The sequence below is a fragment of the Xenophilus sp. Marseille-Q4582 genome (assembly GCF_916700565.1).
Taxonomy (GTDB): domain Bacteria; phylum Pseudomonadota; class Gammaproteobacteria; order Burkholderiales; family Burkholderiaceae_C; genus Xenophilus.
The window spans coordinates 907,923-923,978 of record NZ_CAKAKO010000004.1 but is presented as its reverse complement, the minus strand read 5'-3'; the positions used below and the strand labels follow the sequence as shown (position 1 = coordinate 923,978).

The following is a 16,056-nucleotide window of genomic DNA, read 5'->3' as shown; positions in this document are numbered from 1 at the left end:
CGTGATGCCTTGCTTGGCCAGCCCGGCAGCGACCGCGACTGGGTGGTGGTGGGCGCCACGCCACCACAGATGCTGGATGCCGGCTTTCTGCCCGTGGGGCGTGACTTCCCGGTCTTTCTGCACCCCGTGAACAAGCGCGCACTGCTGCAAGCCGCCACCGCCCTGCTGGCCCTCACCGCCTCGTCCTGGAGCCATGCCCAGCCCCTCACCCCGCTGAAGTTCCAGCTCGACTGGCGCTTCGAAGGGCCGGCCGCCTTCTTCGTGCACCCGGAACAGAAGGGCTATTTCAAGGAAGTCGGGCTGGACGTGACGGTGGAAGCCGCCAGTGGCGCGGGTGCCATCCAGCGCGTCGCTTCGGGCACGCACGACCTGGGCTTCGCGGACCTGGCGGCGTTGATGGAGTTCCACGCCAACAACCCCGGCGCACCGATCAAGCCGGTGGCCGTGATGGTGATCTACAACACCACGCCGGCCTCGGTGATGGCGCTGAAGAAGTCGGGCATTGCCAAGGCCAGCGACCTCACGGGCAGGAAGATGGGCGCCCCCATCTTCGACGCCGGCCGCCGCACCTTCCCGATCTTCGCGCAGGCCAACGGCGTGGGCGAGGTGCAGTGGACCACCATGGACCCGCCGCTGCGCGAGACCATGCTGGTGCGCGGCGACGTGGACGCGGTGACCGGCTACACCTTCACCAGCCTGCTGAACCTGGAAGCGCGCGGTGTGAAGCGCGAAGACATCGTCGTGCTGCCCTACGCCACGCACGGCGTGCAGCTGTACGGCAACGTGATCATCGCCAGCCCCCGGCTGATCGCCGAGAAGCCCGAGGCGGTGCGCGCCTTCCTCAAGGCCTTCGCCAAGGGCGCCAGGGAAGCGATCGCCGACCCCGAAGCCGCGATCGCCTCGCTCAAGGCCAAGGACGGACTCGTGAACACGCCGCTGGAAGTCAAACGCCTCCAGCTCACCATCGAGACCGCCGTGGACGGCGCCGGTGCGCGCACCGAAGGCTTCGGCCAGCTGCGCACCGACCGCCTGCAGCGCATGGCCGAGCAGGTCGCCAAGGCCTACGCCACCAAGCACCCGGTGCCCGCGCATGCGGTGTGGAACGGCAGCTTCCTGCCCAGCGCGGCCGAGCTGGACGTGCTGCCCAAGCCCTGAACCCCGCGGCCACCGCCCCCGACAAACAAGAAGAGGAACCCCCATCCATGACGGCTCCCCCCCCGGACAGCCCCTTCGTCGACTTCCGCGACGTCTGGCTCGCCTACAACGAGGAACTGCTGCGCGCCAACCACTTCGCGGTGGAAGCCATCGACCTCAAGGTCAGGCAGGGCGAATTCATCGCCATCGTCGGCCCTTCGGGCTGCGGCAAGTCCACCTTCATGAAGCTCACCACGGGGCTGAAGATGCCCTCGATGGGCAAGATCCTGATCGACGGCCAGCCCGTGACCGGGCCGCTGAAGATCTCGGGCATGGCCTTTCAGGCGCCCTCGCTGCTGCCGTGGCGCACCACGGTCGACAACGTGCTGCTGCCGCTGGAGATCGTCGAGCCCTACCGCTCCAGCTTCAAGCAAAAGCGCAAGGAGTACGAGGAACGCGCCCGCCGCCTTTTGCAGAAGGTGGGCCTGGGCGGCTACGAGGACAAGTTCCCCTGGCAGCTGTCGGGCGGCATGCAGCAGCGCGCCAGCATCTGCCGCGCGCTGATCCACGAGCCCAAGATGCTGTTGCTGGACGAGCCCTTCGGCGCGCTGGACGCCTTCACGCGCGAGGAGCTGTGGTGCATCCTGCGCGACCTGTGGACCGAGCAGCGCTTCAACGTGATCCTGGTCACGCACGACCTGCGCGAAAGCGTCTTCCTGGCCGACACGGTCTATGTGATGAGCAAATCGCCGGGCCGCTTCGTGGTGCGCCGGGAGATCGAGCTGCCGCGCCCACGCGAGCTCGAGATCACCTACACCAAGGAATTCACCGACATCGTGCTCGAACTGCGCAGCCACATCGGCGCCATCCGCAGCGGCGCGGCCCAACCCTCCGAGAACGCACTGCCGCAATGAACAAGAAAGTCGTCGAAGCCTGGTCGCCCTGGCTGCTGCTGTTCGTCGTCGTCGCGCTGTGGCAGATCGTCTGCGCGGCCTTCAACGTGTCCGAGTTCATCTTCCCGAGCCCGCTGCGCATCTGGGAACAGTTCTGGGAGTTCAAGGCCATCATCGCGGGCCATGCCTGGCGCACCTTCTGGGTGACCATGGCCGGCTTCGGCATCGCCATCGTCGTGGGCGTGCTGTTGGGCTTCGTGATCGGCAGCTCGCGCCTGGCCTACGCCGCGGTGTATCCGCTGATGACGGCGTTCAACGCACTGCCCAAGGCGGCCTTCGTGCCCATCCTCGTGGTGTGGTTCGGCATCGGCATCGGGCCGGCCATCCTCACCGCCTTCCTGATCAGCTTCTTCCCGATCATGGTGAACATCGCCACCGGCCTGGCCACGCTGGAGCCGGAGCTGGAGGACGTGCTGCGCGTGCTGGGCGCCAGGCGCTGGGACGTGCTGGTCAAGGTCGGCCTGCCGCGCTCCATGCCCTACTTCTACGGCTCGCTCAAGGTCGCGATCACGCTGGCCTTCGTCGGCACCACGGTGTCGGAGATGACGGCCGCCAACGAAGGCATCGGCTACCTGCTGATCAGCGCCGGCTCGGCCATGCAGATGGGCCTGGCCTTCGCCGGCCTGCTGGTGGTGGGCGCGATGGCGATGCTGATGTACGAACTGTTCAGCTTCATCGAGAAGCGCACCACGGCCTGGGCGCACCGAGGCTCGCAAAGCCACTGAGAACAGCGCGTCGCGCCCGGCCTCCCGCCCCCCATGCACACAGGCGGCTTCGGCCGACCGCGCGGCGCAGGCGCGCATCGAAGGGCATCGGGCCGGGGCGCGTAGCCGGCATCGCTTGCTAAGCTGCGCGGTGCATGCGCCCTTCCACCCCCCTTTCCCTGCCCGCGCGCCGGCGCGCCTGGCGCCCCCTGCTGCTCGCGGGCGCGCTGCTCGGCGCCGCCCTGGCCCACGGCCATCCGCCGGCCCAGGCTGGCACACTGTGCGCCAGCACCGCCACCCAGCCGCCTCCCGGACAGGCCCTGCGCCTGGCCCAGCTGGCACTGCGTGAACACGCGGCCTGGGGCGGCGCGCAGATCGACGCCCAAGGCCGGCTCACGGACGCGGGTTCGGTCGAGGCCGGCATGCCGCCCGGGCCGAGTCGCACGCCCGCGCCCTGGCAGCGCGTGCTGGGCTACTGGTCGGCCGTGCCGGCCGGCGCCGGGCCGTACCCTTCACAGATCCATGTCGGCGCGCTGCGCCCGGCCGACCGCCCGCTGCTGGAGCAGGCACTGTCGCAGGCCAGCGATGCACGGCTTGCCGGCCTGGGCGTCGGGCCCGACCAGGGCCTGGCCTCGCACGAGCAGCAGGCCGTGCGCGTGGCGCTGGCGCGCGTGGCCGTGATCGACACGCCCTGGTCGGCCGCCTTCATCAGCTGGCTCGCGCGCGAAGCGGGGCTGGATGCACCGCGCTTCGCGTTCTCGGAAGCACATGCCGACTACGCGGCCGCCGCCTGGGCCGCGGGCCAGGCCGAGGCCCAGGGCCTGCCCAGCCCCTATGCCCTGCGCACCTGCGACCTGACACGGACAACGCCGCGCGTGGGCGACCTGGTGTGCCAGGCGCGCGGGCGCAATGCCGGGCTGGACGACCACGAGGCACTGACCGAGGCGCTGCAGCAGCGCCTGGCCACGGGCCGCGTGCTGGCCATGCATTGCGACGTGGTCACGCAGGTCGATGCCCAGGGCTTCGACGCGCTGGGCGGCAACGTGCTCGACACCGTCATGCGCCGGCGCCTGGACTTCGCCCCCGGCACCCGTCTGCTGGATGCCAGCTACCGCCCCGGCACCTGCGAACCCGGCACGGCCGGCTGCCCCCGGCGCCACCTGAGCCACCAGCCCTGGTCGCTGCTGCTGCAGTGGCGCTGAGTTTCTTCCCCTTCTTTTCTCTTCCTTCGAGCCCCCGATGTCCCTCTTGACCGACGAGCAATGCACCCGCCACCTGCGCCGCGCCGATGGCGTGGCGCGCCGCGCCATGGCCATGGGCCGCCATCCCTTCGGCGCGCTGCTGCTGGCCCCCGATGGCGAGACCGTGCTGGCCGAGCAGGGCAACATCGACACGGTGAACCATGCCGAGTCGACGCTGGCGCGCCATGCGGCCGCCAACTACCCGGGCGCCTACCTCGCGCAGTGCACGCTGGTCACCACCTTCGAGCCCTGCGCCATGTGCGCGGGCAGCATCTACTGGGCCGGCATCGGCCGCGTGGTCTACGGCGCCGAGGAAACGGCGCTGCTCGCGCTCACGGGCAGCCACCCCGAGAACCCCACGCTGAGCCTGCCCTGCCGCGAGGTCTTCGCGCGCGGGCAGCGGGCCGTGGAAGTGATCGGCCCGGTGCCCGCCGTGGAGGCCGAGATGCTGGCCACGCACCAGGGTTTCTGGGAAGCGCGCGGCGCCGCCTGAAGACCCCAGATCACGGGGCTCAGGGCACGGGGGACCCCCGCGAGAGCCTGAAGCCGGTGCAGCAAGCCGACGAGCGCAGCGAAGTCCCCACGGCACCCGAGGAACGGGCTCTGCCAGGCCTCTGGGTGCGCTCCCTCCAAGCCGAAGGCGCCAGAGAGGGGGAGCCGCGAAGCGGCTCGGGGGTGCTTCAAGTCACCGCACGCCCGCCAGGCGCGCGAAGTCGGCGTCCAGTTGCGCCAGCGCCGCGTCGATGTGCGCGCGGCGCGCCTGCACCCACTGCTGCTGCGCGGCCAGCTTCTGCTGCGCCTCGGCCAGCATGCGCGCCATCTCGGCCGGCTGCGGGCCGCCGCGCGTGGCGCGGTTCCTCACGATCGCCACCGGATCCAGCGTGGCACGGAACTCGGCCTCGCTCATGGGCAGCTGCGGGCTGTACGCCGTGCCCTGGACGGCCTCGGCATAGATGCGGCGCGCCTGGGCGTAGGGAAAGTCCAGCGGCTTGATGTCCTTCGCCTTGGCGTAGTCCACCACCTCGGACGCGAAATGGTGCCCGACGCGGAAGGGCAGCCTGTACTTGCGCATCAGCACGTCCGCCAGCTCCTGCGAGGCGGTCCAGTCGCTGTTGAGCTCTTCCAGCGCGCGCTCGGGGCTCACGACCAGGCCGTTGAACACGCGCTCCAGGTTGCGCAGCGCCGTGATGCCGGCGTCCACCATCGCGCGGTTGGGCCGCACGTCCTTGGGGTCGCTCATGCCGGGCGTGATGTTGTGCGCCTGGATGGCCACGCCCATGGCCAGCGACAGGGCGGTGGAGGCATCGCGCCGCGTGGTGTTGAGCAGGCCGGGGTTGCGCTTTTGCGGCATGGCGCTGGACACGTAGGTGTTGCTGCCGCCCTCGGCCAGCAGCATCCAGGGGCGCGACTGCGCGTACTGGGTCATGATGTCCTCGACGACATGGCCGGTGTGCAGCGCGATGCTGCCGACCACGGCGCCGGCTTCCACCGGATGCTCCATCGACGAGATCTGCGAGGCGTCATACGCGTTGTCGACCAGGCCCGCGAAGCCCAGGTAGGCCGCCATGCGTTCGCGGTTGAGCGGCCAGCTGGTGCCGTTGAGCACCGTGGTGCCCATGGCGGAGCGGTCCACGCGCGCATAGGCCTCGCGCAGGCGCTGCGCGTCGCGCTCGAAGCCCGCCGCATGGCCCAGCAGGTAGTGGCCCAGGCTGTTGGGCTGCGCCGCCACGCCGTTCGTGTAGTTGGGCACGATGGTGTGGGCATGCCGCTCGGCCAGCCTGAGTAGCGAGGCCGTGCTCCGGTTGAGCTGGTCGGCCAGGCGCAACAGGTCTTCGCGCAGCATGGCGGCGCGGTAGGTGGCGTGCATGTCCTGGCTGGAGCGGCCGGCGTGCAGCAGCGTGACCTCGGGCCCGGCGGCCTCGATCAGCAGCGGCTCGAAGCTGATCACCGTGGACGGGCGCTTGCCGCCCGGCTGCGCGCCCGCGTCGAGCACCTGGATGATGCCGGCCGCGATGCGCGGCGCCAGCGCGCGGTCCAGCAGGCCTTCGTCGGTGTTGATCACGGCCGTGGCCTTGTTCATCTCGCCGAGCCAGAAGAACTCGTCGCGCACGGGCAAGGCGGCCGCGGGTGCGGCGCGCGGCGCGGCGGCAGGTGCATTGGAAGGCGTGGCCGTCGCCGGGGCCTGGGCCAGGGCGGGGCCGGCCATCAGCGCCGCGACCAGCGGGGCAAGGGCGAATCTCATCAGCGTGTCTCCGAAGTCTTCGTGGGATCGGCCGCCGACGATAGGCCTGGGCGCATCATGCGGTCAAATATCATGCAGGCCCCTTGTCCATACGGAATGCATATGGATCTGCGCGCGCTGCGCTACTTCACCGCCGTCGCCCGCACCGGCCACCTGACGCGCGCCGCGCAGGCGCTGGGTATCCAGCAGCCGCCGCTGAGCCAGCAGATCAAGGCGCTGGAAGCCTCGCTGGGCGTGCAGCTGTTTCGCCGCCACCCGCGCGGCATGGCGCTGACCGAGGCCGGCCTGCAGCTGCAGGCCGAGGCGCAGCGCCTGCTCGCGCAGGTCGATGGCCTGCGCCAGCGCATGGGCGACCTGGCGGCCGGCCGCGCGGGCCCGCTCGCCGTGGGCTTCACCAGCTCGGCCGCGGCGCACCGCTTCGTGCCCGATGCGCTGCGCGCCTTCCGCCGTGCGCACCCGGGCGTGACCCTGCAGCTGCGCGAAGGCAATGCGGCCGAGCTGACGGAGGCGGTGGAGGGCGCGCAGCTGCACTGCGCCTTTCTGCGCGTGCCGGTGGCGCGGCCTGCGGGCCTGCGCTTTCACACGCTGCTGCGCGAATCCATCGTCGCGGCACTGCCGGCCGACCACCGGCATGCACGGCCACCGCAGCGCGGCGCCCTCACGCTCGCGCAGCTGTGCGAGGACGGCCTGATCCTGGTGCGCCGGCCCGACGCGCCGGGCCTGTACGCCGACCTGCTGGCGCTGTGCCATGCGCGCGGCCTGCAGCCGCGCGTGGTGGCCGAGGTGGAGCGCATGATGACCAACCTCAACATGGTGGCCGCCGGCGCGGGCGTGTCGGTGGTGCCGCGCTCCATGGCGGGCGTGCACGCGCATGCGATCTGCTACCGGCCGCTGGCGCAGTGCCGCAGCATCGACGCGCCGCTCACGCTGGTTTCGCGCGAAGGCGAGGACAGCCCGCCGGCGCGGCATTTCGCGGCGGGCGTGCGGCAGTTGGCCGGCGTGCGATGAAGGCGCTCCGAACCGGCCGCCGGGGGGCGCTGCGCCGGGGGCTGGCCGCGGCGGCCGGCCTTGCCCTGCCCGCGGTGCATGCCGAAGGCGCCTGGCCGCAGCGCGCATTGCGCCTCATCGTCGTCTACCCGCCCGGCGGCATGAGCGACCGCCTGGCGCGCGCGCTGGCGCAGCCGTTGCACGCCGTGCTGGGCCAGCCCGTGATCGTCCACAACCATGCGGGCGCGGGCGGCACGCTGGGCCTGCGCCTGCTGGCCCGGGCCGCGCCCGACGGCCACACCCTCGCCTTCTCGGCCATCACGCCGCTGACCCTGCAGCCGCTGCTGGGCACGCCCGGCAGCGCGCAGTTGCGCGAAGGTGTCGTGCCGCTGGCCGGGGTGGTGCGCGCGCCGGTGCTGGTGGTGGGCACCCCGGCCTTCGAGGGGCGCGACTTCGAGGCGCTCATCGCCCAGGCGCGCGCGCGGCCCGGCCGGTTGCGCTGGGCCAGCTCGGGCATCGGCACCAGCGGCCACCTGGTGCTGGCCCAGGTGCGCCGCCACACCGGCACGCAGATCGTGCATGTGCCCTACGAGGGCGGCGGGCGCCAGCTGGGCGATGCGCTGTCGGGCCAGTTCGAGGTGCTGTCCACCAACTTGGCGGCGCCACAGGTGCTGCAGGTGCAGCGCGGCGCCCTGCGCGCGCTGGCGGTGGGCGCGGCGGACCGGGTGGCAGAGCTGCCCGGGGCGCCCACGCTGGCCGAGCTCGGCCTGCCCGAGGCCAACATCGAATCGCTGTTCGGCCTGTTCGCGCCCGCGGGCACGGCCACGCACCTGCGCGCGGCCCTCGGGCACGCGGTGCGGCAGGCCCTGGGCAGCGCCGCTTTCCAGGCCCAGGTCGCCGATGCGATGCACCTGCGCTACGCGGGCAGCGTGGCCGACTTCGAGGCCGCGATCCGGGAGGAGGCTGCGCGCCATGCGGCTCTTTTCGGCCATGACCCGCAGTTCCTGCAGCGCTGAGGCACGCGCGACGCGCGCGGGCGGCCCCTCAGAACGTGTTTACGATCTTCCCCCGCCGACAATCGGGAGGTGAAGAGAAAGCCGTACGCCAGCGACATCAGCCGAGAGAAGTTTGCCGAGATTGAGCCATTGCTGCGAGGCGTTCGGCGCAGCACCAAGCCGATCAAGCTGGACCTGTACGAAGTGTTCTGCGCAGTGCTGTACCTGCTGCGCACGGGCTGTCAGTGGCGTTATCTGCCACCGGACTTCCCCAAGTGGCAGAACGTGTATGCCTACTGGCGCAAGTGGAGCGAGCCTGACCCGCACGGCGTGAGCGTGCTGGAGCAGGCACTCAAAAAATCAGGTTGGCGCGGCCCGCGAGAGACTGGGGCGCAACGCCTGCAGCACGCTCTTGATCGTGGACGCGCAGAGCGTGAAGAACACCGACACGGCGAGCCTGAGGGGCTATGACGCGGGCAAGAAGGTCTCTGGGATCAAGCGTCACATCTGCGTGGATACCCAGGGGCTGCCGCACGCGGTGGCCGTGACCACGGCCGAGGTGACGGATCGCAAAGGGGCCTTGGCGGCGCTCAGGCGCTGCAAGCCCAGGCTGACAGGGGTGCAAAGCCTGCTGGGCGACAGCGGCTACGTGGGCCAGCCCTTTGCACGGGGCGTACAAGAGATTCTGGGCGGGCATGTGACGGTGCAGATCGCCAGAAGGAGCGAGTTGCGCACCTTCAAGGTCATGCCCAAGCGCTGGGTGGTGGAGCGCAGCTTTGCGTGGCTGGAGAAGAACCGCAGGCTGTGGAAGAACTGCGAGAGGCTGCTCAACACCAGCTTGCAGTTCATTCACATGGCGTTCTTGGGGCTGCTACTCAGAAGATCGTAAACACGTTCTCAGGGCTTTTGCCGCCCGCGGCGAAGCGGCTTCTGCACAATAGCCGGCCATGCGTGTGCTGCCCCCCTCGCCCGACCGCCGTCTGCTGACGCTGGCTGTCGCGGCCTCGGCCCTGTGGCTGTCCGGCTGCGGCAGCGCCCCGCGCGCCCCCGCCCGCGGCCGGCCCGCTGCGGCGTCCGCCTTGACACCGCAGCAGGCGCACGACATCGCCATCCATGCGCTGGGGCTGGTGGGCACCCCGTACCGCTATGGCGGCAACACGCCCGAAGGCGGTTTCGATTGCAGCGGCCTGATCGGCTATGTCTACTTCCAGGGTGCGGGGGTGGCGCCCCCGCGCACGGTGGCCGCGCTGGCCGACTTCGGGACCGGGATCCCGGCCGGCGACTTGCGCGGCGGCGACCTGGTGCTGTTCGGTCGCGGCCGGCCGAACCATGCGGGCATCTACGTGGGCGAGCGCCGCTTCGTGCATGCGCCTTCCACGGGCGGCACGGTGCGCGTGGACCGGCTCGACGGCGTGTACTGGTCGCGCCAGCCGATGGCCGCGCGGCGGCTCTGACCCGGCGCGGGCTCTCCGGGCGGCGGCGCCCTAGCGTTTGCGCGCCAGGCGCAGCATGCCCTTGCGCTCCAGGCACTGCAGCACGTAGGCGATGGTCGAGGGCGACAAGTCCATCCCCTGGCGCACCAGCGCGACCATGGCGGCCGAAGGCGTCAGGCTTTCCAGGGGCAATGCCAGCGCCGCCTCCAGCACCTGCCTTTCACGCGGCGACAGGGCCGTGGCCGTGAGGGGCGGCCGGCGCCGCCCCCGGACGAAGGACGCGGGGCGCGGCGCCCCGGCCACCGGCGCGGGCGGTGCGGGGCCCTTCGACCGGGCAGGCACGCGGGTCTTTTTCACGAAGCAGGGCAGGCATGGCGGCCGCGCGACAGTGCGCGCGGGCATGGTGGCACAGGCTTTCGCGCCCGCGAGAAAAGACAACGATTGCGTTTTCCATTGGCGGGGCATCGGCGAGCCGCCGCGCCTGGCAGCGGCCGAGGGGCTGCCGCCATGGGCCCCCTGCGGCCCGGCCCTCCGGCCGCCCATCAGTACTTCTTGCCGAAGTTCGCCGCGATGCGCTGCTTCAGGTAGTCGCCGGCCGTGATGGGCGGGTACTTGCCCGAGGGGGATTCGATCAGTGCGTCGGTGTTGGCCTGGCAGAAGAAGGCCAGGCTGTAGCGCGGGCCCATGTACTCGCCGGGCACGGGGTTCTTCACGCGGTGGAAATTGCTGGGCAACTGGTCGTCGCTCCAGCGCATGAGCATGTCGCCGATGTTGCAGGTGATGGCTTCCTCGTCGGGCGGGATCGAGGTCCAGGCCTGCGCGTCCATCTCCTTGCCGGGGCAGACCTGCAGCCCGCCCTGGCCGGGGCGCTGGTAGAGCAGCGTGAGGCAGTCGAAGTCGGTGTGCGCGCCGGCGCGCCAGAGGTCGAGGCTGCCTTGCGCTTCGGGCGGAATGGCGTAGTAGTGCAGCAGGCGCAGCGTGCTCTGGTAGGTCTCGCTGGCCATGTCATGCGCGCGCGTGAAGAAGGCGTCGTCGAAGCCCAGCTTGCGTGCGAAGCAGGACAGCACGCGCATGCCCACGGCCCAGCTCTGCATCTCGAATTCGAGCATCGTCTGGCGAAAGCCCGGCAGCTCCTCTTCGCTCGGGTACAGGCCGGCCATGCGCGGGCGCGTGATCTGGTAGCTCTCCTTCTGGTCGGCGGTGCCGGTGGACGGGCGCACCTGCGCGCGGCTTTCCCAGCCGGCGTTGGCCTTCAGCGGGTACTGGGCCTTCACGGCCTCGGGCAGCGCGAAGAAACGCTCGGTCATGGCGAAGGCCTCGCGCACGGTCTGCAACTCGATGCCGTGGTTGACCAGCTGGAAGAAGCCGATGTCCACGGCCGCATCCCACAGCTGGTCGGCGATCTCGTCGCGGCGCGCGTCGAAGTCGGACAGGTCGATGCGGCGGATCTCGCGCGCCTGGGTCTCGGTGCCCAGCGCGCCCATGCGCGCCTCCTTGCGCAGCTCGACCAAGTCGTCGGCCGCGGGCACGGGGGAAGAAAGAACGGAAGAGGAAGTCATTGCAGTGCGTCGCTCCATGCGGGGTTGGAAGGACGGTGCCGCTGCGATGCCGAGAGCCTGGCCCTCGGCGACGCAGCGTCGGCACCGAAGAGCAATTCCCTCCAGGCCAGGCCCGGTGGACGCTTCTACTCTCGGGAAGAACCGCAGCAAGTTCCGAGCCCGTCCTTCGCGGCCGGCGATGCACTGTGCCGGTGCATCGCCGGCCTGCGCGCGATGGCACGGAAGCTGCTCAACCCCTGCCGGAGTAGAAGCGTTCAGCCCTCCGCAGCCGGCCTGCCGCCGCTGCCGAGCCGCCCGGAAATTGCTCCCGAATGCCCCCGGCCGTGCGCCCGGGGCAAGTCCGTGCCGCACCGCGCCCCGAGGCGATGCACGACCTCGTCTTCACCGACTTCGGAGAACCTTCGCCATGATGCAACGACGCTCCCTTCTTCGTGCCGGCGCCGCCGCCGGCGTGCTGGCCGCTACCCCTTTCGTGCGTGCGCAGGGCACGCTGCAGAAGTTCAAGTTCAACCTGGGCTGGAAGGTGGAAGCCACCGCCGCGGGCTTCCTGCTCGCGCAGCAGCGCGGCTACTACAAGGACGCGGGCCTGGATGTGGCCATCGACACCGGCAACGGCTCGGCCGCCGCCATCAGCCTGGTGGGCAGCGGCGCCTACGACGCGGCTTCCGCCGACCTCGCGACCATGGTCGAGTTCAACGTGAACAACCCCGAGGCCGGCCTCAAGGCCGTCGCGATCCAGTACGACCTGAACCCGAACGCCATCCTGGTGCGCAAGGACGGCCCCATCGTGAAGCCCGCCGACCTGGCCGGCAAGACGCTGCTGGGCCAACCCTTCAACGCCTCGCGCAAGCTGTTCCCGGCCTTCGCCAAGGCGCAGGGCTTCGACCCTTCGGGCGTGAAGTGGGAGAACGTGACGCCCGACATCGGCGACACGCGCTTCGTCAAGGGCGACTTCGACGGCGCCGGCTACTTCTACTTCACCGGCCTGCTCAACCTCAAGGCGCGCGGCATGGGGCTGGACCAGATCCGCACCTTCCGCTTCTCGGACTACGGGCTCCAGTCGTACGGCAACGGCCTGGTCGCCAACGCAAAGAGCATGGAGCAGGCCGAAGCCATGAAGGCTTTCGTCAAGGCCACCACGCGCGGCTGGGTGGAAGCCATCGCCGATCCGCGCGCCGGGGCCGCCGCCGTGAAGGCGCGCGAGCCTTTGGCGCAGGAAGCGCTGGAACACGAACGCCTGCAGCTGATCGTGGACGGCAGCATGAAGACCGCGGGCACGCGCGCCCACGGCTGGGGGGCCGCGACGGCCGAGCGCCTGCAGGCCACCATCGACGAGACGGTGGCCGCCTTCGGCCTCAAGAGCAGCCCCTCGGTGGCGCAGATCTGGACCGACCGCTTCCTGCCCACGGCCGCCGAGCGCGCGCTCAAGCTCAGCTGATTGCGGAGCCGCGGATGTCCATTCCCCTCATCGACCTGCGCGATGCGCAGGCGCCCGGCGGTGCGCGCAGCGCCGACGTTGCGGCGCAGATGCGCGCCGCGGCCATGGCCTCGGGCTTCTTCTACCTGCGCGGCCATGGCGTGCCGCAGACTCTGATCGACCAGCAGTTCGCGCTGGCCGACCGCCTGCTCACCCTGCCCGCCGCCACGCGCGCGGCGCTGGACATGCGCCATTCGCCCACGATGCGCGGCTTCGAGAACCTGGGCGCGCAGACGCTGGACGCGAACGCGCGGCCCGACCTGAAAGAAAGCTTCTACTGCGGCATGGCCTACCCGGCCGACCACCCCTATGTGGTGGCCGGCTACCAAACCTACGGCCACAACCAGTGGCCCGCCGAACTGCCCGAAGCCCCCGCGCAGTGCGAGGCCTACATCCAGGCCATGCTCGCCCTGTCGCGCCGGCTGATGCAGTTGCTGGCGCTGTCGCTCGCGCTGCCCGAGGACTGGTTCGACGCCACCAGCGAGAGCCCCATGGTCACGCTGCGCATGATCCGCTACCCGGCCCATCCGGCCGACGCCGACGAGCGCACCTTCGGTGCCGGCGCGCACACCGACTGGGGCGCGATCACCATCCTGGCGCAGGACGGGCTGGGCGGCCTGGAAGTGCAGACGCCCGAAGGCGACTGGGTCGCGGCCACGCCGCAGGAAGGCTGCTTCGTGGTCAACCTGGGCGACATGATCCCGCGCTGGACCAACGGCCTGTACCACTCCAACCCGCACCGCGTGCGCAACCTGCACGCCAGCGGCGCGCCGCGCTTTTCCATCCCCTTCTTCTACGAGCCCGACTACTTCGCGCGCATCGAGGCCGTGCCGGGCACCGTGCCGCCCGGCGAGGCGCCGCGCTACGAAGCCTGCACCGCGGGCGAACACCTGCAGCAGATGTACCGCCAGAGCTACGGGCTCGATGCGAAGGCCACCGCCCCATGAAGCTCTACGTCAACTTCTTCTGCCGCAACATCGCGGCGCAATGCGCCTTCTATGGCGCCGTGCTGGGCCTGCCAGAGGACGAGGCCCCGCGCTCGCCCATCTATCGCGCGCTGCGGGGACCGGGCTTCGAACTCGGCTTCAACGCCTGGCCGGCCTACGAACTGCTGGGCCTGGCCGAGCGCCGCCCACCGCTGGCCGCCACCACGCCCGTGCACTGCTACCCCACGCTGATGCTGGCCGGCCCCGACGCCGTGGACCGCGCCGCGCGCGATGCCGCCGCGCACGGAGGCCGCGTGCTGCAGGGCCCTTTCGCCACCTACTACGGGCAATGGCAGGCCGTGCTCGCCGACCCGGAGGAACAGGTCTTCCGCGTGGCCTGCATCGGCCTGCCGGCGGGCACGAAGGCGCCGAGCCTGGAGGCGCTGATGGAAGGCCGGGCGTCCTGAACGGCGCCCGGCTGCCAGGCCTGAGTAGGAAAGTGAACGCGTGCCGCGCGGCCGGCCCCGAATCGGCTTGGAGCGGTGCGGGTCTTTCCCGGCCACGGTTGATGCTGCGGCGCACGCCCGCACAGAATCGGCGCACGCCTTGCCGTTCGCATCCGCACACGACCTCAGGAGGCCTTTCGCATGTCCATGGAATTCCTGAACCGCCTCATCCGCAACGCCCGTTTCCCGCTGGTGGTTCGGCATCGCGACGACGTGGACCAGGTGCGCCTGCTCAAGGCGGCGGAGCTGATCACGGCCTCGGTGCCGCGCAGCCCGCTGAATTCCGGCTTTGGCGACGAGGCGGAAGCCGTGGTCTTCGGCGTGACCGAACGCGGCGAACTGGTGGCCCGCGAAGCGAAGGCCCCGGCCGAGCCCCCCTTGCGCCGCGGCGCGCGCCTCGACGACGACTGACACCGTCGCCATCGCCGCTCGGCCGCCCGCTGCCTTCCTCCCCGCGCGCCCGATCCCGCCCGTTCCCCAGGCATTCCATCGCCTCGCGCGGCACCGCGCCGCGGCTTCCCGGCCGTCCCGGTCGCGGCCCCTAGACTCTCCCCATGCCCTGGCACGCGCGACTCGACCTCGACTACCACCATGACGGCGCGCGCAGCATCGCGCGCTTTCGCCACGAAGGCCCGCTGCGCGTGCTGCAAAGCCTGTATCCCGAAGGGCCGGACATCTGCCACAACGTGCTCGTGCATCCGCCCAGCGGACTGGTGGGCGGCGACACCTTGAGCATCCGCGTGCAGGCCGCGGCAGGCAGCCACGGCCTCATCACCACCCCCGGCGCGACGCGCTTCTACCGCAGCGAAGGCGAAGTCGCGCTGCAGCACACGCGCATCCGTGTGGACGCCGGTGCGCGCCTCGAATGGCTGCCGCTGGAAGCCCTGTGCTACAGCGGCTGCCTGGCCGAGAACCGGCTGGAACTGGAGCTGGCCCCCGGCGCCGAGATGATCGGCTGGGACGTGACGGCGCTGGGCCTGCCCCACGCGCACAAGCCCTTCGGGGCCGGGCACTTCCAGCAGCACATCGAATGGCCTGGCGTGTGGCTGGAGCGCGGCCGCATCGCGGCCGACGACGCGCGCCTGCTCGACGGTCCGCTGGGCCTGGCCGGCCACCGCTGCCTGGCCTCGCTGTTCATCCTGAGCGGCACGCCGCTGGCGCGCGCGCGGCGCGAACGATTGCTGGAACTGGCGCGCGCGCTGCTGCCCGAGGCGCGGGGCGAGGCCTCCCCGCTCCCCGCCGGCGTGACCAGCCCGCAACCGCAGGTGATCGTGCTGCGTGCGCTGGCGCCGGTGGTGGAACCCGCCTTCGCGCTGCTGCGGCGCGTGTGGTCGGCGTGGCGGCAGCAGCTGTGGCAGCGGGGCGGGGACAGCCCGCGGATCTGGAACACCTGAGGGCCGGGCGGCCCGTTGGGCCCAGGCCGGCCCTGTGCCCCTAAGCCGGGAAGGGTGCGGGCAGCGGCTCGGGCTCGGGCTGCGGCGGCACCGGTGGCGCGGGTGCCGGCGGCGGCACGTCCGCAGGCTCGGGCGGCAGCGGTGCCGGGGGGCCGGGCGCAGGCATGACGGCCCCCTGCAGAAGATGCGGCGGCCAGGCCCGTGCGGCCGTGGCGCCGCGCCGGACCGGGCCCGGCCTGTGGGCATGCAGGCTCACGTCGTGCCCTCCTTCTGGCGGCGCTCGCGGCCCAGCTCTTCCATCATGCGTTCGCCCTCCTCGTCCTTGCCATCGAGCGGGATCGAGGGCTCGAAACGCGGTTCGGGCTCTTCCTTCGGTGCCGGCGTGGACGCGGAAACAGGCGCCTGCGGCTTGCGCACGACGGTCTGTGCGTCGGACTTCGCGGCTGCGGCGGCCGCGCCGGTGGAGCGCTTTTGGTCGGTGGTTTCAGGCGATGAAGCGGGCATG

General features: G+C 71.2%; 19 protein-coding genes. 14 read left to right on the top strand and 5 right to left on the bottom strand.

Translation table 11 applies throughout. From position 1 onward, the window contains the following. The first annotated feature begins 126 nt into the window (after positions 1 to 126). The 5 genes from LG388_RS19825 (at position 127) to LG388_RS19805 (ending at position 4,525) form a co-directional block, all read left to right on the top strand. Entirely contained in the window at positions 127 to 1,155 is a 1,029-nt protein-coding gene (locus LG388_RS19825; RefSeq protein ID WP_304956859.1) for an ABC transporter substrate-binding protein, read from the top strand. Between the two features lie 47 nt (positions 1,156 to 1,202). Continuing rightward, on the top strand, positions 1,203 to 2,048 hold the full coding sequence (locus LG388_RS19820) for an ABC transporter ATP-binding protein (protein WP_225784392.1): 846 nt from the start codon (positions 1,203 to 1,205) through the stop codon (positions 2,046 to 2,048). Continuing rightward, the gene (locus LG388_RS19815; protein ID WP_225784391.1) at positions 2,045 to 2,812 is read left to right on the top strand and encodes an ABC transporter permease; all 768 of its coding nucleotides are present in this window, start codon (positions 2,045 to 2,047) and stop codon (positions 2,810 to 2,812) included. The genes LG388_RS19820 and LG388_RS19815 overlap by 4 nt, the downstream gene beginning before the upstream one ends. A 134-nt stretch (positions 2,813 to 2,946) precedes the next feature. Continuing rightward, positions 2,947 to 3,993, top strand: a complete 1,047-nt coding sequence (locus LG388_RS19810) for a DUF2272 domain-containing protein (RefSeq protein WP_225784390.1) — start codon at positions 2,947 to 2,949, stop codon at positions 3,991 to 3,993. Positions 3,994 to 4,030: 37 nt separating this feature from the next. Continuing rightward, the gene (locus LG388_RS19805) at positions 4,031 to 4,525 is read left to right on the top strand and encodes a nucleoside deaminase (protein ID WP_225784389.1); all 495 of its coding nucleotides are present in this window, start codon (positions 4,031 to 4,033) and stop codon (positions 4,523 to 4,525) included. Between the two features lie 192 nt (positions 4,526 to 4,717). On the opposite strand, the gene LG388_RS19800 is transcribed toward LG388_RS19805, so the two are convergent. After that, positions 4,718 to 6,274, bottom strand: a complete 1,557-nt coding sequence (locus LG388_RS19800; protein WP_225784388.1) for a lyase family protein — start codon at positions 6,272 to 6,274, stop codon at positions 4,718 to 4,720. Between the two features lie 102 nt (positions 6,275 to 6,376). On the opposite strand from LG388_RS19800, the gene LG388_RS19795 reads away from it, so the two are divergent. From LG388_RS19795 to LG388_RS19780, 4 genes are all read left to right on the top strand, one after another. Next, entirely contained in the window at positions 6,377 to 7,282 is a 906-nt protein-coding gene (locus LG388_RS19795; protein ID WP_225784387.1) for a LysR substrate-binding domain-containing protein, read from the top strand. Further along, positions 7,279 to 8,277 carry a tripartite tricarboxylate transporter substrate binding protein gene (locus LG388_RS19790; protein WP_225784386.1) on the top strand — a complete coding sequence of 333 codons (999 nt, stop codon included), beginning with the start codon at positions 7,279 to 7,281 and terminating at the stop codon, positions 8,275 to 8,277. Before LG388_RS19795 ends, LG388_RS19790 begins: the two co-directional genes overlap by 4 nt. Positions 8,278 to 8,346: 69 nt before the next feature. Continuing rightward, positions 8,347 to 9,145 (top strand): IS5 family transposase gene (locus LG388_RS19785; RefSeq protein ID WP_370630204.1). Its coding sequence is split into 2 segments (ribosomal slippage): positions 8,347 to 8,619 and positions 8,621 to 9,145, totalling 798 coding nucleotides; the frame shifts between segments, so codons are not numbered across the junction. A gap of 58 nt (positions 9,146 to 9,203) precedes the next feature. Further along, complete coding sequence (locus LG388_RS19780; RefSeq protein ID WP_225784384.1) at positions 9,204 to 9,710, top strand: C40 family peptidase; 507 nt, start codon at positions 9,204 to 9,206, stop codon at positions 9,708 to 9,710. Positions 9,711 to 9,740: 30 nt separating this feature from the next. Here the strand turns inward: LG388_RS19780 and LG388_RS19775 are convergent, their stop codons facing one another. Continuing rightward, positions 9,741 to 10,046, bottom strand: coding sequence for a BlaI/MecI/CopY family transcriptional regulator (locus LG388_RS19775; RefSeq protein WP_225784383.1), 306 nt, complete (start codon positions 10,044 to 10,046; stop codon positions 9,741 to 9,743). Positions 10,047 to 10,231: 185 nt separating this feature from the next. Further along, the gene (locus LG388_RS19770; protein WP_225784382.1) at positions 10,232 to 11,248 is read right to left on the bottom strand and encodes an isopenicillin N synthase family oxygenase; all 1,017 of its coding nucleotides are present in this window, start codon (positions 11,246 to 11,248) and stop codon (positions 10,232 to 10,234) included. Between the two features lie 406 nt (positions 11,249 to 11,654). Here LG388_RS19770 and LG388_RS19765 point away from each other — a divergent pair, with 406 nt between their 5' ends. From LG388_RS19765 to LG388_RS19745, 5 genes are all read left to right on the top strand, one after another. Then, positions 11,655 to 12,686, top strand: a complete 1,032-nt coding sequence (locus tag LG388_RS19765) for an ABC transporter substrate-binding protein (protein ID WP_225784381.1) — start codon at positions 11,655 to 11,657, stop codon at positions 12,684 to 12,686. Positions 12,687 to 12,700: 14 nt separating this feature from the next. Then, entirely contained in the window at positions 12,701 to 13,672 is a 972-nt protein-coding gene (locus tag LG388_RS19760; protein WP_225784380.1) for an isopenicillin N synthase family oxygenase, read from the top strand. Next, positions 13,669 to 14,118 carry a VOC family protein gene (locus tag LG388_RS19755; protein ID WP_225784379.1) on the top strand — a complete coding sequence of 150 codons (450 nt, stop codon included), beginning with the start codon at positions 13,669 to 13,671 and terminating at the stop codon, positions 14,116 to 14,118. Before LG388_RS19760 ends, LG388_RS19755 begins: the two co-directional genes overlap by 4 nt. A gap of 180 nt (positions 14,119 to 14,298) precedes the next feature. Beyond that, positions 14,299 to 14,568, top strand: a complete 270-nt coding sequence (locus LG388_RS19750) for a hypothetical protein (protein ID WP_225784378.1) — start codon at positions 14,299 to 14,301, stop codon at positions 14,566 to 14,568. Between the two features lie 143 nt (positions 14,569 to 14,711). Continuing rightward, positions 14,712 to 15,551 carry an urease accessory protein UreD gene (locus tag LG388_RS19745; RefSeq protein ID WP_225784377.1) on the top strand — a complete coding sequence of 280 codons (840 nt, stop codon included), beginning with the start codon at positions 14,712 to 14,714 and terminating at the stop codon, positions 15,549 to 15,551. Positions 15,552 to 15,591: 40 nt separating this feature from the next. Here the strand turns inward: LG388_RS19745 and LG388_RS19740 are convergent, their stop codons facing one another. After that, positions 15,592 to 15,807: a hypothetical protein gene (locus LG388_RS19740; RefSeq protein WP_225784376.1), complete on the bottom strand. Its 216-nt coding sequence runs from the start codon at positions 15,805 to 15,807 to the stop codon at positions 15,592 to 15,594. Then, positions 15,804 to 16,055 (bottom strand): hypothetical protein, encoded by a 252-nt coding sequence (locus tag LG388_RS19735; protein WP_225784375.1) that lies wholly within the window; start codon positions 16,053 to 16,055, stop codon positions 15,804 to 15,806. Before LG388_RS19735 ends, LG388_RS19740 begins: the two co-directional genes overlap by 4 nt. Position 16,056: the final 1 nt, after the last annotated feature.

Bases quoted from the DNA above. Each gene is read 5' to 3' on its own strand.
- LG388_RS19780 (WP_225784384.1), top strand. From the start codon at position 9,204: ATGCGTGTGCTGCCCCCCTCGCCCGACCGCCGTCTGCTGACGCTGGCT.
- LG388_RS19820 (WP_225784392.1), top strand. From the start codon at position 1,203: ATGACGGCTCCCCCCCCGGACAGCCCCTTCGTCGACTTCCGCGACGTC.
- LG388_RS19815 (WP_225784391.1), top strand. From the start codon at position 2,045: ATGAACAAGAAAGTCGTCGAAGCCTGGTCGCCCTGGCTGCTGCTGTTC.
- LG388_RS19765 (WP_225784381.1), top strand. From the start codon at position 11,655: ATGATGCAACGACGCTCCCTTCTTCGTGCCGGCGCCGCCGCCGGCGTG.
- LG388_RS19735 (WP_225784375.1), bottom strand. From the start codon at position 16,055: ATGCCCGCTTCATCGCCTGAAACCACCGACCAAAAGCGCTCCACCGGC.
- LG388_RS19760 (WP_225784380.1), top strand. From the start codon at position 12,701: ATGTCCATTCCCCTCATCGACCTGCGCGATGCGCAGGCGCCCGGCGGT.
- LG388_RS19810 (WP_225784390.1), top strand. From the start codon at position 2,947: ATGCGCCCTTCCACCCCCCTTTCCCTGCCCGCGCGCCGGCGCGCCTGG.
- LG388_RS19790 (WP_225784386.1), top strand. From the start codon at position 7,279: ATGAAGGCGCTCCGAACCGGCCGCCGGGGGGCGCTGCGCCGGGGGCTG.
- LG388_RS19770 (WP_225784382.1), bottom strand. From the start codon at position 11,248: ATGACTTCCTCTTCCGTTCTTTCTTCCCCCGTGCCCGCGGCCGACGAC.
- LG388_RS19795 (WP_225784387.1), top strand. From the start codon at position 6,377: ATGGATCTGCGCGCGCTGCGCTACTTCACCGCCGTCGCCCGCACCGGC.
- LG388_RS19745 (WP_225784377.1), top strand. From the start codon at position 14,712: ATGCCCTGGCACGCGCGACTCGACCTCGACTACCACCATGACGGCGCG.
- LG388_RS19750 (WP_225784378.1), top strand. From the start codon at position 14,299: ATGTCCATGGAATTCCTGAACCGCCTCATCCGCAACGCCCGTTTCCCG.
- LG388_RS19800 (WP_225784388.1), bottom strand. From the start codon at position 6,274: ATGAGATTCGCCCTTGCCCCGCTGGTCGCGGCGCTGATGGCCGGCCCC.
- LG388_RS19805 (WP_225784389.1), top strand. From the start codon at position 4,031: ATGTCCCTCTTGACCGACGAGCAATGCACCCGCCACCTGCGCCGCGCC.
- LG388_RS19755 (WP_225784379.1), top strand. From the start codon at position 13,669: ATGAAGCTCTACGTCAACTTCTTCTGCCGCAACATCGCGGCGCAATGC.